This is a genomic window from Aestuariicoccus sp. MJ-SS9 (genome assembly GCF_032586235.1).
In the GTDB taxonomy this organism is placed as follows: Bacteria; Pseudomonadota; Alphaproteobacteria; order Rhodobacterales; family Rhodobacteraceae; genus Aestuariicoccus.
This window is the reverse complement of the sequence record NZ_JAWHTD010000015.1, coordinates 73324-88147: the sequence shown is the minus strand read 5'-3', so window position 1 is coordinate 88147 and position 14824 is coordinate 73324. Positions and strand designations below refer to the sequence as shown.

At 67.9% G+C, this 14824-nt stretch carries 10 protein-coding genes; 5 read left to right on the top strand and 5 right to left on the bottom strand.

Going from position 1 to position 14824, the window contains the following annotated elements; all coding sequences use genetic code 11:
* Positions 1-73: 73 nt before the first annotated feature.
* From hisG to hisS, 3 genes are read right to left on the bottom strand one after another with little or no spacing between them, the layout of a single operon-like run.
* The gene (gene hisG / locus RXV88_RS12315; protein ID WP_316293257.1) at positions 74-763 is read right to left on the bottom strand and encodes an ATP phosphoribosyltransferase; all 690 of its coding nucleotides are present in this window, start codon (positions 761-763) and stop codon (positions 74-76) included.
* Positions 760-1842 carry an ATP phosphoribosyltransferase regulatory subunit gene (locus RXV88_RS12310; protein WP_316293255.1) on the bottom strand — a complete coding sequence of 361 codons (1083 nt, stop codon included), beginning with the start codon at positions 1840-1842 and terminating at the stop codon, positions 760-762. The genes hisG and RXV88_RS12310 overlap by 4 nt, the downstream gene beginning before the upstream one ends.
* Complete coding sequence (gene hisS, locus RXV88_RS12305) at positions 1839-3353, bottom strand: histidine--tRNA ligase (RefSeq protein WP_316293253.1); 1515 nt, start codon at positions 3351-3353, stop codon at positions 1839-1841. Before hisS ends, RXV88_RS12310 begins: the two co-directional genes overlap by 4 nt.
* A 133-nt stretch (positions 3354-3486) precedes the next feature.
* On the opposite strand from hisS, the gene RXV88_RS12300 reads away from it, so the two are divergent.
* Positions 3487-3684, top strand: a complete 198-nt coding sequence (locus RXV88_RS12300) for a SlyX family protein (RefSeq protein ID WP_316293251.1) — start codon at positions 3487-3489, stop codon at positions 3682-3684.
* Between the two features lie 84 nt (positions 3685-3768).
* Here the strand turns inward: RXV88_RS12300 and RXV88_RS12295 are convergent, their stop codons facing one another.
* Together RXV88_RS12295 and dnaE are read right to left on the bottom strand one after the other, a co-directional pair.
* Positions 3769-4617, bottom strand: a complete 849-nt coding sequence (locus RXV88_RS12295) for a hypothetical protein (RefSeq protein WP_316293249.1) — start codon at positions 4615-4617, stop codon at positions 3769-3771.
* 132 nt (positions 4618-4749) lie between these two features.
* The gene (gene dnaE, locus RXV88_RS12290; RefSeq protein WP_316293248.1) at positions 4750-8313 is read right to left on the bottom strand and encodes a DNA polymerase III subunit alpha; all 3564 of its coding nucleotides are present in this window, start codon (positions 8311-8313) and stop codon (positions 4750-4752) included.
* 273 nt (positions 8314-8586) lie between these two features.
* Here dnaE and xdhA point away from each other — a divergent pair, with 273 nt between their 5' ends.
* Genes xdhA through RXV88_RS12270 form a run of 4 tightly spaced genes read left to right on the top strand, consistent with a single transcriptional unit; the run spans position 8587 to position 14736 of the window.
* Positions 8587-9963: a xanthine dehydrogenase small subunit gene (gene xdhA, locus RXV88_RS12285; RefSeq protein ID WP_316293247.1), complete on the top strand. Its 1377-nt coding sequence runs from the start codon at positions 8587-8589 to the stop codon at positions 9961-9963.
* Positions 9960-12314 (top strand): xanthine dehydrogenase molybdopterin binding subunit, encoded by a 2355-nt coding sequence (xdhB, locus tag RXV88_RS12280; RefSeq protein ID WP_316293245.1) that lies wholly within the window; start codon positions 9960-9962, stop codon positions 12312-12314. Before xdhA ends, xdhB begins: the two co-directional genes overlap by 4 nt.
* Positions 12311-13249 carry a xanthine dehydrogenase accessory protein XdhC gene (xdhC, locus tag RXV88_RS12275; RefSeq protein ID WP_316293243.1) on the top strand — a complete coding sequence of 313 codons (939 nt, stop codon included), beginning with the start codon at positions 12311-12313 and terminating at the stop codon, positions 13247-13249. The genes xdhB and xdhC overlap by 4 nt, the downstream gene beginning before the upstream one ends.
* Entirely contained in the window at positions 13216-14736 is a 1521-nt protein-coding gene (locus tag RXV88_RS12270; RefSeq protein WP_316293240.1) for an ABC transporter ATP-binding protein, read from the top strand. The genes xdhC and RXV88_RS12270 overlap by 34 nt, the downstream gene beginning before the upstream one ends.
* The last annotated feature ends 88 nt before the right edge of the window (positions 14737-14824 follow it).

Genomic DNA, 14824 nt, shown 5'->3' with positions numbered 1-14824 from the left:
CCGCCGACGAGATCCTCACCTCCGTCCAACGCTTTTGCCAGAAATCATTGGCAAGAACTTCAGATTCAGGTGACTAGTCCAGCCCCGCGCGCAGATCCGCCAGTGTTTTGCGGTCGTCGTCGTCCAGATCGCAGACACGGCTGCGAAAGAGCGTCGCCTGCGACCGCAGCACGGGCGGTTCGGCGAGGATCTTCAGGTGGTTGGCCCGCAGGGTTTCTCCGGTCGAGGTGATGTCGGCGATCGCCTCGGCGGTGAGGTTCTTGACCGTGCCCTCGGTTGCGCCCTGGCTGTCGACCAGCTGATAATCCGCCACCCCGCCCGCGCGCAGATACTCGCGCACCAGCCGGTGGTATTTCGTGGCGATCCGGAGCCGGAAGCCATGGCGCTTGCGGAAGGCCGCCGCGGCGGCGTCCAGATCGTCGAGCGTATCGACATCGACCCAGGCCTGCGGCACCGCCACGATCAGGTCCGCATGGCCAAAGCCCAGCTCGGCCAGCGGCTCGACCTGTTGCTCCCAGCCCAGCAGCTTTTCGCGGATGAGGTCGGTGCCGGTCACCCCCAGATGGATGCGCCCCGCCGCCAGCTCGCGCGGGATCTCGCCCGCCGAGAGCAGCACCAGATCGACCCCGTCGATCCCTTCCACAGCGCCGGAATATTCGCGTTCCGACCCGGTGCGGCTTAGCGTGATGCCGCGCGCCGCGAACCAGTCGAAGGTCTTTTCCATCAGCCGCCCCTTGGACGGCACCCCCAGCTTAAGCGTCATGACGCCCCCCCGCCCAAGGCCAGCACGAGGCCGGGCCGGATCACGCCGCCCACCGCCGGGATCGCCCCGCCCGAGCCCAGCTGCCGCGTCAGCGCGTCGTACCGCCCGCCGGTGGCCACCGGGGGCAGATCTGGCCGGGCGTCGGCCACGAGGCCAAAGACGAACCCGTCGTAATATTCCATCGACGTGCGGCCAAAGCTGGCCTCGAAGGCCAGCCGGGTGACATCGACGCCGCGCGCCTCGAGCGCGATGCAGCGCTCTTCGAACCGCTCGACGGCCGGAACCAGGCTTGGCAGATCGACGGCAATGTCGCGCAGATGTTCCAGCGCATGGGGGCAGGTCTCGCGCACCGACAGCACCGCGTCGATCAGCGCCAGCTGGCCTTCGGCAAGCGGACCCTCGGCGGCGTCGGCGCGCAGGGCCTCGATCCGAGCCGCGATCTCGGATTCCGAGCGCAGGCCGATCATCGGCCCAGCCGCCGCCATCGGATCGTCCGCCGCCAGAAGTGCTGCGCGGGTCGGCGGCACCGGGCTGCGGCCCGCGAACCGATCCAGCAGCGCGCGAAAGCGGCGCGGCCGCCAGAGGTGCCGCATCAGTGCGGCACGGCGCCGTTCCGAGGTGTCGAGCCCCGCGACCGCCGCCGTCAGGATCCCTATGTCGCCGGTCACCGCGCGCAAGCCGAGCCCGGCCAGCGTCTCGGCGATCACCGCAAATACCTCGGCGTCGGCGGCGGCGGGGTTGGCGCCGTCGAAGACCTCGTAGCCTACCTGCATGTATTCCGAGGCCCGTTCGGGGTGATCCTCCTGGCGGCGGAAAATCTCTCCGGCATAGGTGTAGCGGGCGGGTTCTGCGCCGTCGGTCATGTGCATCTGCACCACCGGCACGGTGAAGTCGGGGCGCAGCATCACCTCGCCGCGCACCGGATCGCTGGTCACATAGGCGCGCGCGCGGATGTCCTCGCCGTAAAGGTCGAGCAGCGTTTCGGCCGGCTGCAGGATTGCGCAGTCGACGGGCTGCGCGCCAGCCATCTCGAAGACCCGGCGCAGGCGCGCCGCCTCGGCCCGTTCCGCCAGGGTCATCCCTGCCCGTCCAGAATCTCGCGCACCTTGGCCACCAGATCGCCGCGCGGCACCTCGTACTGGCTGGGGCGTTCCTTCCATTCCTCGAGGCTGGCGTTCTCGGCGATCCTGGCGCCGAGGATCAGGTCCTTGATCTGCACCATTCCGCGCTCTTTTTCGTCCCCGCCCTCGATCACCGCGACGGGGCTCTGGCGTTTGTCGGCGTATTTCAGCTGGTTGCCGAAGTTCTTGGGATTGCCCAGATAGACCTCGGCGCGGATGCCCGCGCCGCGCAGCTCGGCCACCATGGCCTGGTAATCGGCCATGCGGTCGCGGTCCATCACCGTGACCACGACGGGGCCGCGCTCGGCGGTCGCGATGCGACCCTTCTCGCGAAGAGCGGCCAGCAACCGGTCGACCCCGATGCTGACGCCGGTGGCGGGCACCGGCTGGCCGGTGAAGCGCTTGACCAGGTCGTCATACCGCCCGCCGCCGGCAACCGAGCCGAACTGCCGCTTGCGGCCTTTCTCGTCGAAGATCTCGAAGGTCAGCTCGGCCTCGAAGACCGGCCCGGTGTAATAGCCGAGGCCGCGCACCACGCTTGGGTCGATCACGATGCGGTCGGGGCCGTAGCCCTGCGCTTCCAGCAGTTGGGCAATCTTACTTAGTTCACGAACACCCTCAGATCCTTGGACCGAATTCTCTACGAGTTTACCAAGGTCACGAAGTGTGTGTTGATTGACCAATCGCCTGCCGTGCAAAAATTCAATAACGATCTCGGCTTGCCAATTATACAACCCGACGCCCTCGATAAACGCGCCGGACGCGTCACGCCTTCCGGTTGTCAAAAGTTCATGAACACCAGATGCTCCGACTTTGTCAAACTTGTCGATCGTCCGCAAAACCGCAGCTTTCTTTTCTTCCAAATCGAAACCCGGTTTCAATGCGTCCGAAGCAATATAACTTTCATCGCTGAAAATAAGCTCCAGCACGCCGTTCAGAACCTTGCGGTTGTTGATCCGCACCAGGTAATCGCCGCGCGGAATGCCCACGGTTTCCAGCGTGTCGGCCAGCATGGCGCAGATCTCGGCATCCGCCGCGACCGAGGCCGCGCCGACCGTATCCGCATCGCATTGATAGAACTGCCGGTACCGCCCCGGCCCCGGCTTTTCGTTGCGCCAAACGGGCCCCATGGCGTAGCGCCGGTAGGGCAGCGGCAGGTCGTTGCGGTTCTGGGCATAGACCCGGGCCAGCGGGGCGGTCAGGTCGTAACGCAGCGCCATCCAGCCGTCGTCGTCATCCTCCCATGCGAAGACGCCTTCGTTGGGGCGGTCGACGTCGGGCAGGAACTTGCCCAGCGCCTCGACGGTCTCGACCGCGCTCGATTCCAGCGCGTCGAAGCCGTAGGCGTGGTAGACCCCGGCGATCTGGCGCAGCATCCCATCGCGCTCGGTCACCTCCGCGCCGAAATAGTCGCGGAATCCCTTGGGGGTCTGCGCCTTGGGGCGCGGGGTCTTCTTGGGCTTGGCCATGGCTTTGCGTCCGGCTGTTCAGGGCGGTCGCCGGTCATGTAACGGCTGCGGCGGACAGGGGCAAGCGATGGCCGCCAGATGCGCTTGCGCCAGAGGCCGCCAGCGCCTATTTGCGCGGGGAACGGAGGCTGACATGGCAGAACATCTCGAAGAACGTCTGGCGCATCTGATCCGCACGGTCGAAGACCTGTCCGACACCGTCGCCCGTCAGGACCGCGAGATCGAGGTGCTGACCCGGCGCCTGGCCCTGCTGATGGAGCGCGAGGCCCAACGCGAGGCGGAAGGCACAGGCGGCATCGTGCTGGGCGACGAACGCCCGCCGCATTACTGACGTCGCCCAGGACCCGATCCGGGGCCTCCGGTCCCTTGGTTGGCGGGACAGGCCACGAGGACCCGGGCCAAACCCGGGACGAGGTCAGTTCTTGATGTCGGTGGCCAGCACCGCGCCGTCGTGCAGCAGGACCGTCTTCCAGCGGGGGTTGCTGCCGAAGCGTTCGTAGACCGACACAAAGGTCGTCTGCGGCTCCAGCCGGCGCATCGCAGACCCGCAGGGCTTGCCCTTGCCGACCCGGCAGATGCGGGACTTCAGCTTTTCATAGGCCGCGTCGGTGGTCGAATAGGGCTGCACCTTGGCCGGCAATCCATAGCGCAGCTGTTCATGCAGCACCGGCGAGCCGAACATCGCCAGCGCCGCGGTGAACTGGCGGGCGCATCCGTCGTCGAAACCGGTCAGGAAGAAGGTGTGCGGCGCGGTGTTGCCGGGCTGCGTGTCGTAGAGCTTGAAGGTGCCGCGGCGTTCGGGGTAGCTCGCCACCCTCTTGCCCAGTACCCGCCGGGGCACGCCGCAGAGACGCGCCATCTTGCCGTAGGGCAAGGTCACACCGGGGCCGACCTGTCCATAATCCGGATCGCCCGGTTCGGGCGCGTTTGCCTCTGGCTCAGGGTCGGCTCCGCCGCCGAAAAGACCGCCGAACACCCCGCCGCTTCTTGGCGCAGGGTCCTGCGGGGCTTTTGCTGCCCGCTTTATACTTCCGTCCGGGGCGGCCGATCGCCGGCCCTGCTCCGTCTCGTCCGCCTTGGCGGTCCCGCCCAGAAGACGCCCGAAGAACCCGCCTTCAGCGGTTTCGCTGCTGTCAGGCAGGGCCTTCGCCTCGCCCGCACCGTCCTCGATCTCGACATCGGACAGGCGCGGCACATCGCGCAACGGGTCCGCGCAGGCCGTCAGCGCCAGCATGGCCAGACAGGAAATTGCAATACGCCGCACGACATCCCCTTCGGTCGGTTTCACGGGTCTTACCGCAAAACCCACCGCACGGTCCAGCCGGCGGCCCCGCGATCGGCAGGATGTCGCGTCGCCGCAGAGCGCGCGCCGCCCGCGCGGGCGCGCAGGAGACGCTCAGAATTCCTCGACCGCCAGAACCCCCGGGAGCGATTTCACCGCGCCGCGGATCTCGGGCGTGACCGGGAAATTCTGGCGCAGGTCGATGTCCACCTCGCCGGGCAGCTTCGCATCCGAGAGTCGCAGATGAACCGGGCCGCGCGCCGCCTTGGGCAGCTGTTCCGCGGCCCGCGCCAGCACCGAGGCGATGTTCGGGATCGCATCGGGTTCTTCCACGAAGATACGCAGCCCAGCCGAGCCCGCATCGGCCACGGCGACATCGATCGGCGCGACCGAGCGGCCCAGAAGCTTGAGCTGGTCGCTCTCCATCGTCGCCTCGACCGTGACCACGACCTTGGCGCCAGTCTCCAGATGCTCGCGGGATTTCTCGAGCGTCTCGGAAAAGAGCGTGACCTCGTAAGCCCCGGTGGTGTCGGACAGTTGGCAAAAGGCAAAGCGGTTGCCACGCGCCGATTTGCGCTCCTGCCGGCCGGCGACGACGCCGGCGAGCTTTGCCACCAGCGGCGCGCCCTCGGCCCGGGCGGTGACCTCGTCCAGCGTCATCACGCCCTTGCGCTTGAGCGGCCCCATGTAATCGTCGAGCGGATGGCCCGAAAGGTAGAAGCCGACGGCCTTGAATTCCTCGCTCAGACGCTCGGCGGGCAGCCAGTCGGCCACGGGGCTGAGACGCGGTTCGGGCAGGTCGTCGCCCGCCTCGCCGAAGAGCGACACCTGGTTGGAATTCTTCTGTTCGTGGATCGCGGCGGAATAAGCCACCAGCGCGTCGAGGCTGTCGAAGACCCGGCGGCGGTTGGGGTCGAGCACATCGAAGGCCCCGGCCCGCACCAGCATCTCAAGCGGGCGCTTGCCCACGCGTTTCAGATCGACCCGGCGGGCGAAATCGAAAATATTCACGAAGGGCCGCTCCTCCGCCCTTGCGGGCGTCCTCGCAGCATCCGGCGAAGACGCCCGCAAGGGCGGATGAGCTGCGCCGCCGCGACCTTCGACCACCAGCCGCATCGCCTCGACGCCCACGTTCTTCAGCGCGCCCAGCCCATAGACCAGCGCGCCGTCCTTCACATCGAAGGTCGCCTGCGACCGGTTCACGCAAGGCGGCACCCAGGGCAGGCCAAGCCCCTTCTTCACCTCTTCGAAATAGATCGCCAGCTTGTCGGTCAGGTGGATATCGCAATTCATCACCCCGGCCATGAATTCCACCGGGTGATTGGCCTTGAGCCACGCCGTCTGATAGCTGACCACCGCATAGGCCGCCGCGTGCGACTTGTTGAAGCCGTAATTGGCGAACTTCTCCAGCAGGTCGAAGACCTCTTTCGCCTTGGCCTCGTCCACGCCGTTTTCCATCGCGCCCTTGGTGAACTTGGGGCGTTCGGCGTCCATCGCCTCCTTGATCTTCTTGCCCATGGCGCGGCGCAGCAGGTCGGCGCCGCCAAGCGAATAGCCCGCCATGACCTGCGCGATCTGCATCACTTGTTCCTGATAGACGATGATGCCCTGCGTCTCTTCGAGGATGTAATCGATCAGCGGATGGATCGAGGTGATCTCGCGCAGGCCGTTCTTGACCTCGCAATAGGTGGGGATGTTCTCCATCGGGCCAGGACGGTAGAGCGCCACCAGCGCCACGATATCCTCGATACAGGTGGGCTTCATGCGCTTGAGCGCATCCATCATGCCCGAGCTTTCCACCTGGAACACCGCCACCGTCTTGGCTGCCGAATAGAGCTTGTAGGACGCCTCGTCGTCCAGCGGGATCGCGCCGATGTCGTTTTCCGTGCCCGGTGCGGGATCGTAAAGCTCGGTCCCGTCCGCCGCCACATGCAGCGCGCGGCCCGATTTCAGGATCAGATCGAGCGCGTTCTGGATCACCGTCAGGGTCTTGAGGCCCAGAAAGTCGAACTTCACCAGCCCCGCCTGTTCGACCCATTTCATGTTGAACTGCGTCGCCGGCATGTCCGAGCGCGGATCGCGGTAGAGCGGGACCAGCTCGTCCAGCGGCCGGTCGCCGATCACAACCCCCGCCGCATGGGTCGAGGCGTTCCGCAAGAGCCCCTCGACCTGCTGGCCGTAGGTCAGCAGGCGGTCGACCACTTCTTCGGCCTTCGCCTCTTCGCGCAGGCGCGGCTCGTCGGCCAGCGCCTTTTCGATGCTGACGGGTTTGACACCCTCCACCGGGATCATCTTCGACAGCCGGTCCACCTGCCCGTAGGGCATCTGCAGCACGCGCCCCACATCGCGCACCGCCGCCTTGGACAGAAGCGCGCCGAAGGTGATGATCTGGCCCACCCGGTCGTGGCCGTATTTGTCCTGCACGTAGCGGATCACCTCTTCGCGCCGGTCCATGCAGAAGTCGATGTCGAAGTCCGGCATCGAGACCCGCTCGGGGTTGAGGAACCGCTCGAACAGAAGCGAATAGCGCAGCGGGTCGAGGTCGGTGATGGTCAGCGCATAGGCCACCAGGCTGCCCGCGCCCGACCCCCGTCCCGGCCCCACCGGAATGTCGTGATCCTTAGCCCATTTGATGAAGTCGGCGACGATCAGGAAATAGCCCGGAAAGCCCATCCCCTCGATGATGCCCAGCTCGAAATCCAGCCGCTTTTCATAGTCCTCGACCGGGGCGGCGTGGGGGATCACGTCAAGCCGCGCCTTCAGACCCTCGCGGGCCTGGCGCCGCAGTTCCTCGATCTCGTCATCGGCGAATTTCGGCAGGATCGGGTCGCGGCGGTAGGCCATGAAGGCGCAGCGGCGGGCGATCTCGACGGTGTTCTCGACCGCCTCGGGCAGGTCGGCGAAGAGGGTGGCCATCTCTTGCGGCGATTTGAAGTAATGCTGCGGGGTCAGCCGACGGCGCGGATCCTGCTGGTCGACATAGGCGCCCTCGGCGATGCAGATCAGCGCATCGTGGGCCTCGTACATGTCGGCCTTGGGGAAATAGACATCGTTGGTGGCGACCAGCGGCAGACCCATGTCATAGGCCATCTCGACAAAGCCGCGTTCGGTGGCGCGCTCGTTCTCGGGCAGGCCGCCCTCACCGGGATGGCGCTGCAACTCGACGTAAAGACGGTCGCCGAACATCTTGTGCAGATGCGTCATCAGGGTCTGCGCGGCGGGGCGCTGGCCCTGCTGCAAGAGCATTCCCACCGGCCCGTCCGGCCCGCCGGAGAGGCAGATCACGCCGCCCGCGTGACGCTCCAGCTCTTCCAGCGAGACGTAAGGCAGCTCGCTGCCCTTGCGCAGGTAGAGGCAGGAGTTGAGCTTCATCAGGTTTTCGTAGCCAGCCTCGTTCTGCGCCAGCAGGACCAGAGGCGCGGGCGCGCGCGGGCGTTCGCCCGGGGCCGGATCGACGAACCGCAGATCGACCTGGCAGCCGACGATCGGCTGGATCCCCGCACCGCTGGCCGCGACCGAAAATTCGAGCGCGGCAAAGAGGTTGTTGCTGTCGGTCACGGCCACGGCGGGCATGCCCGCGGCCGCGCAGAGACCGGGCAGCTTTTTCAGCCGCACCGCCCCCTCGAGCAGCGAATATTCGGTGTGCAGGCGCAGGTGGATGAATCGGGGCTCGGTCATGCCTACCACAGTATGTAGCGGCCACGCCCGGGGAAACCCCTTTTTGTGCGGATGCGGCCCGGCCTTGCGGGCCGGTTTGCGGATGCCGGAGGTTTGCCCGGTCCTTTGGCGCGGCGCGCCGCCCGGGCCGGGCGGGCGCAGTTTTTTCTTGCCATCCGCGCCGCGCCGCGCCTAGCCTTGTGACGACAAGGGCAACGCGCGCTTTCTACGCCGCATCGAGGGCGCGCACCCCGGGCAGGCCCGGGGCATTCCGGTAAGGCGGCAGGTTTTCACATGGATATCACCTTTCTTCTGAACGGAGAGAGCGTAGAGCTGCGGGACGTCGCGCCGACGGTCACGCTGCTGGACTGGCTGCGCGAGACGCGCGGGCTGACCGGCACCAAAGAGGGCTGCAACGAGGGCGATTGCGGCGCCTGCACGATCATGGTGACCGACGATTTCGGCGCGCGGGCGCTGAATGCCTGCATTCTCTTTCTGCCGCAGCTGCACGGCAAGGCTGTGCGCACGGTCGAGGGGATCGCAGGACCCGATGGCGCGCTGCACCCGGTGCAGCGGGCGATGGTCGATCATCACGGCTCGCAATGCGGCTTTTGCACGCCGGGCTTCGTGGTGGCCATGGCCACGGCGCATCTCAACGGCGACCGGGCGCATGACGACGCGCTGGCGGGGAACCTTTGCCGCTGCACGGGCTATGCCCCGATCGTCCGCGCGGCCGAGGCCGCGGCGGAAGAACCGGTGCCCGACTGGATGGAGGACCCCGCGGTGCGCGAACCTGCGGCTGCGCCGCAGAACCGCGCACCCTACGCCCCCGACAGCGCCGATGCGCTGGCCGAGATCTATGCCGCCCATCCCGAGGCCACATTGGTGGCGGGGGCGACGGATGTGGGGCTCTGGGTGACAAAGGGGCTGCGCGACGTAGGCCCGGTGATTTTTCTCAACCGCTGCGCGGACCTGCAGCGGATCGACGAGACGGCGGACGCCCTGCGCATCGGCGCAGGCGTGACGATGGACCGGATGCGCGCGCTGATGCAGGACCGCCACCCGGCCTATTCCGAGATGATCCGCCGCTATGGCTCGGCCCAGGTACGGGCGGCGGCGACGCTGGGGGGCAACATCGCCAACGGCTCGCCCATCGGCGACAACCCGCCGCCGCTGATCGCGCTGGGGGCCCGGCTGCATCTGCGGTTCCGCGACACGCGGCGCGAGATGCCGCTGGAGGATTTCTTTCTGGACTACGGCAAGCAGGACCGCCATCCGGGCGAGTTCGTCGAGGCGGTCACGATCCCGAAACAGCCCGACCGGCTGCGGGTCTACAAGCTGTCGAAACGGTTCGACCAGGACATCTCGGCGGTCTGCGGCGCGTTCCGCATCGCGGTCGAGGACGGCATGGTGACCGGCGCGCGCATCGCCTTCGGCGGCATGGCCGGGGTGCCCAGGCGCGCCACCCATGTGGAGGCCGCGCTGACCGGCCAGCCCTGGAGCGCCGAGGGCATTGCCGCGGCCTGGGACGCCTGGGAAGCGGATTTCCAGCCGCTCTCGGACATGCGCGCCAGTGCGGATTACCGCCTGAGTGCTGCGCGCAACATGCTGTCGCGCTGTCTGCTGGATGACATGGGCGCGGTGACCAGCGTGCTGGAGGTGTCCCCGTGAGCGTCGCCCGCCCCCTGCCCCACGACGCCGCGCGGCTGCATGTGACCGGTGCCGCGCGCTATGTCGACGATATCCCCTGCCCGCGCGGCACCCTGCATCTGGCATTCGGCCTGTCGGACATCGCCGCCGGGCGGATCGTGGCGATGGAGCTGGAGGCGGTGCGCGCGGCCCCCGGTGTGATCGCCGTCTTTGCGGCCGAGGATCTGCCCGGCGATTGCGACTGCTCGCCCTCGAACCACGACGAACCGCTGCTGAGCGACGGGACGATCCATTACCTGGGTCAGCCGGTCTTTCTGGTGGTGGCCACCAGCCATCTGGCGGCGCGGCGCGCCGCGCGGCTGGGGCGGGTCGAGACCGAGACAGTGACGCCGATCCTGAGCATCGACGACGCGCTCGAGGCCGGGTCGCATTTCGAAGACGGCCCGCGGATATGGGCGCAGGGCGATGCGGCGGCGGCCATTGCCGCAGCACCACGCCGGATCGAAGGCGAGATCGAGATCGGCGGGCAGGAGCATTTCTACCTCGAAGGCCAGGCGGCGCTGGCGCTGCCGCAAGAGGACGGCGACATGGTCGTGCATGCCTCGACCCAGCACCCGACCGAGATTCAGCACAAGGTCGCCCATGCGCTGGGACGGCCCATGCACGCGGTGCGCGTTGAGACCCGGCGCATGGGCGGGGGCTTTGGCGGCAAGGAAAGCCAGGGCAACGCGCTGGCGGTGGCCTGCGCCGTGGCGGCCGCCGCCACGGGTGCGCCCTGCAAGATGCGCTATGACCGCGACGACGATTTCACCATCACCGGCAAGCGCCACGATTTCCGCATCCGCTATGAGGCGGGGTTCGACGCGGACGGGCGTCTCTGCGGGGTGGATTTCGTGCAATACGCCCGCTGCGGCTGGGCGCAGGATCTGTCGCTGCCGGTGGCCGATCGCGCCATGCTGCATGCCGACAACGCCTATTTCCTGCCGGATGTGCGGATCGAGAGCCACCGGCTGCGCACCAACACCCAGAGCGCCACCGCCTTTCGCGGCTTTGGCGGGCCGCAGGGGATGCTGGGGATCGAGCGGGTGATGGACCATGTGGCGCATGCCGCGGGGCTGGACCCGCTCGAGGTGCGGCGGCGGAATTACTATGCGGCATGCGGCGAGGGAGGGCTGTCTGCCCCCCCGCCTGCGGCCCCCCCCGAGAGTATTTCCGCCAAGAAGAAGCAGGGGGACGGGCCCGGCCAGACCACGCCTTATGGGCAGGTGGTGGAGGATTTCATCCTGCACGAGATGACTGAAGCGCTGGCCGCGCAAGCGGATTATGCCGGGCGGAGGGCGGCGGTGGCGGAGTGGAACGCGGCCAACCCGGTGCTCAAGCGGGGGCTGGCGCTGACGCCGGTGAAGTTCGGGATCTCGTTCACGCTGACGCATCTCAACCAGGCGGGCGCGCTGGTGCATGTCTATCAGGACGGGTCGGTGGCGATGAACCACGGCGGCACCGAGATGGGACAGGGGCTGTTCCAGAAGGTCGCGCAGGTGGCCGCGAGCCGCTTCGGCCTGCCGATGGAGGCGGTGCGGATCACCGCCACCGACACCGGCAAGGTGCCCAATACCTCGGCCACGGCGGCCTCGTCCGGATCGGATCTGAACGGCATGGCGGTGCAGGCGGCCTGCGACACGATCCGCGACCGCATGGCGGCGCATCTGGCGGAGGTCTTTCAGGCGGATGCGTCGGAGGTGCGGTTCGCAGATGGCCGGGTGACGGTCGGGGCCGAGGCGATGTCTTTCGCCCGGGCCGCGCAGCTTTGCTACGAGGCGCGGGTCAGCCTGTCGGCGACCGGGTTCTACAAGACGCCCAAGCTGGCCTGGGACCGCATGCGCGGCAAGGGGCGGCCGTTCTTCTATTTCGCCTACGGCGCGGCCTGCAGCGAGGTCGTGATCGACACGCTGACCGGCGAGTACCGCATCCTCAGGGCCGATATCCTGCACGATTGCGGCGCCTCGCTAAACCCGGCGCTGGATCTGGGCCAGATCGAGGGCGGCTTCGTGCAGGGGGCGGGCTGGCTGACCACCGAGGAGCTCGTGTGGGACGACAATGGCCGCCTGCGGACCCACGCGCCCTCGACCTACAAGATCCCCGCCTGCGCGGACCGCCCGGATGTGTTCAACGTGGCGCTCTGGGACGGGGCGAACCGCGAGGAGACGGTCTATCGCTCGAAGGCGGTGGGCGAGCCGCCTTTCATGCACGGGATTTCGGTGCTGATGGCGCTGTCGGACGCGGTGGCCTCCTGCGGGGCGGCCTATCCCGCGCTCGATGCCCCGGCGACGCCGGAACGGGTGCTGGCGGCCATCGAACGGGTGCAGCGATGAGCTTTGATCTGGAGGAGCTGCGGCAGGCGGTTGCGGCGCATGGCCGAGTGGCCCGGGTCGTGGTGGCCGAGACCGCCGGTTCGGCCCCGCGCGAGGCCGGGGCGGCGATGCTGGTCTGGGAAGGCGGGCAAAGCGGGACCATCGGCGGCGGCGCTTTGGAGAAGATGGCGACCGAGACCGCGTTCGAGCGGCAGGGCGCGCAGAGGTATCCGCTGGGCCCCGGGCTGGGGCAATGCTGCGGCGGGGCGGTGACGCTCTGGACCGATTGGTACGACGCGGCGGCGCTGGCGCGGCTGGAGGGGCAGAGCGTGATCGCGCGCGGAACGGGCGACAGGCCGCTGTCGGTGGCGCGGCTGCTCGACCGGGCGCGGGCGCGCGGGGAGCGCCCCGCGCCGCAGCTTGTGGACGGGTGGATGGTGGAGCCGGTCGCGGCGCCGCAGCGCCGGCTCTGGATCTGGGGGGCGGGCCATGTGGGCCGGGCGCTGGTCGCCACGCTGGCCCCCCTGCCCGACCTTGCGATCACCTGGGCCGACACGGCACCGGACAGGTTCCCTGATCCGGTGCCTCCCGGCGTTACCGCCGTCTGTGCCGACGATCCGGCGCGGCTGGCAGCCCATGCGCCACGGGACGCGGGCCACCTGATCCTGACCTACAGCCACGCCATCGACCTGGCGCTCTGCGATGCGCTTCTGGCGCGGGGTTTTGGCTGGTGCGGGCTGATCGGGTCGGACACCAAGAAAGCGCGGTTCCGCAAGCAGCTCTGCGCGCTGGGGCATGACCTTGCGCAAATCGACCGCATTCGCTGCCCGATCGGGCAAAAAGCGCTTGGCAAACATCCACAGGCCCTTGCGATTGGCGTGGCGGCCCAGATACTTGATGCCGACTTATGGAAGACGCGGGCATGGCCGATATACTCCTCAGCATCGACGGGCTGACCAAGGCCTATCCCGGCGTGGTGGCCAATGACGACGTGTCCTTCGAGATCCGCCGCGGCGAGATCCACGCATTGTTGGGCGAGAACGGCGCGGGCAAGTCGACGCTGGTCAAGATGATCTATGGGCTGGTCAAACCCGACCGGGGCGCAATGACGCTGGACGGCGCGGGTTTTGCGCCCACCCGGCCCTCGGACGCGCGCCAGTCCGGTGTGGCCATGGTGTTCCAGCATTTTTCGCTGTTCGAGGCGCTGGACGTGGCCGAAAACGTGGCGCTTGGCATGGAAAACCCGCCTCCCGCGCGCGACCTGGCGCGCCAGATCCGCGAGGTCAGCGAAACCTACGGCCTGCCGCTCGACCCCGACCGCACCGTGGGCACGCTGTCGGCGGGCGAGCGCCAGAGGGTCGAGATCATCCGCTGCCTGCTGCAGAACCCGCGTCTTCTGATCATGGACGAGCCGACCTCGGTGCTGACCCCGCAAGAGGTCGAGATCCTGTTCCAGACCCTGCGCAAGCTCAAGGCCGAGGGCACGTCGATCCTGTATATCTCGCACAAGCTCGAGGAAATCCGCGCGCTCTGCGATCACGCCACCATCCTGCGGTTGGGCAAGAAGGTGGCCACCTGCACCCCGGCCGAGGTGTCGGCGCGGGAGCTGGCCGAGATGATGGTCGGGGCAAGCTTTGCCGCGCCCGAGGCGCGGACGCGCAAGACCGGCGAGGTGCTGCTGGAATTGCGCGGCCTGTCCCTGCCTGCACCGGGCGCCTTCGGCACGCCGCTGCGCGACATCAGCCTGCAGCTCCGGCAGGGCGAGGTGCTGGGGCTGGGCGGGGTGGCCGGGAACGGCCAGGACGAATTGCTGGCGGCTCTGTCGGGCGAACGGCTGGCGCCGGCGGGGACGGTCTTTCTGAAAGGCAGCGACATCGGCCGCGACGGGCCTGTGAAACGCCGCGATGCGGGGCTTTTGTCGGCCCCGGAAGAGCGGCTGGGGCACGCGGCGGCACCTGACATGAGCCTGATCGAGAACGGGGTGCTGACCGCGGCGCGCCGCAAGGGGCTGGTCAGTGGCGGCATGATCGGCTGGGGCCGCGCGCGTGGCTTCGCCGAAGAGGTGATCCGCCGCTTCGACGTGCGCACGCCGGGCCCTGGGACAGCGGCCCGCGCGCTGTCGGGCGGCAACCTGCAGAAATTCGTGATCGGACGAGAGATCGTGCAGGATCCGGATGTTCTGGTGGTCAACCAGCCGACCTGGGGTGTCGACGCGGCCGCGGCGGCGGCGATCCGGCAGGCGCTGCTCGATCTGGCGGCCAAGGGGGCGGCGATTCTCTGCATCAGCCAGGATCTGGACGAGCTGATGGAGATCTCGGACCGCTTCGGCGCGCTGAACGAAGGCCGGCTGTCCGCCACGCGACCGGTTGCAGAGCTCGATATCGAGGAGATCGGCCTGATGATGGGCGGCGCCCACGACATGGAGGTTGCACATGTGGACTGAGCGCATCCGCCGGACCGGGGACACGTTTTCTTTGAAAGAAAACGGACCGGAATTTTTGAAAAATTCCGGCGGCGCCGGGGGGTATGCG

Bases quoted from the DNA above. Each gene is read 5' to 3' on its own strand.
- hisG (WP_316293257.1), bottom strand. From the start codon at position 763: ATGACGCTTAAGCTGGGGGTGCCGTCCAAGGGGCGGCTGATGGAAAAG.
- RXV88_RS12310 (WP_316293255.1), bottom strand. From the start codon at position 1,842: ATGACCCTGGCGGAACGGGCCGAGGCGGCGCGCCTGCGCCGGGTCTTC.
- hisS (WP_316293253.1), bottom strand. From the start codon at position 3,353: ATGGCCAAGCCCAAGAAGACCCCGCGCCCCAAGGCGCAGACCCCCAAG.
- RXV88_RS12300 (WP_316293251.1), top strand. From the start codon at position 3,487: ATGGCAGAACATCTCGAAGAACGTCTGGCGCATCTGATCCGCACGGTC.
- dnaE (WP_316293248.1), bottom strand. From the start codon at position 8,313: ATGACCGAGCCCCGATTCATCCACCTGCGCCTGCACACCGAATATTCG.
- xdhA (WP_316293247.1), top strand. From the start codon at position 8,587: ATGGATATCACCTTTCTTCTGAACGGAGAGAGCGTAGAGCTGCGGGAC.
- xdhC (WP_316293243.1), top strand. From the start codon at position 12,311: ATGAGCTTTGATCTGGAGGAGCTGCGGCAGGCGGTTGCGGCGCATGGC.
- RXV88_RS12270 (WP_316293240.1), top strand. From the start codon at position 13,216: ATGGCCGATATACTCCTCAGCATCGACGGGCTGACCAAGGCCTATCCC.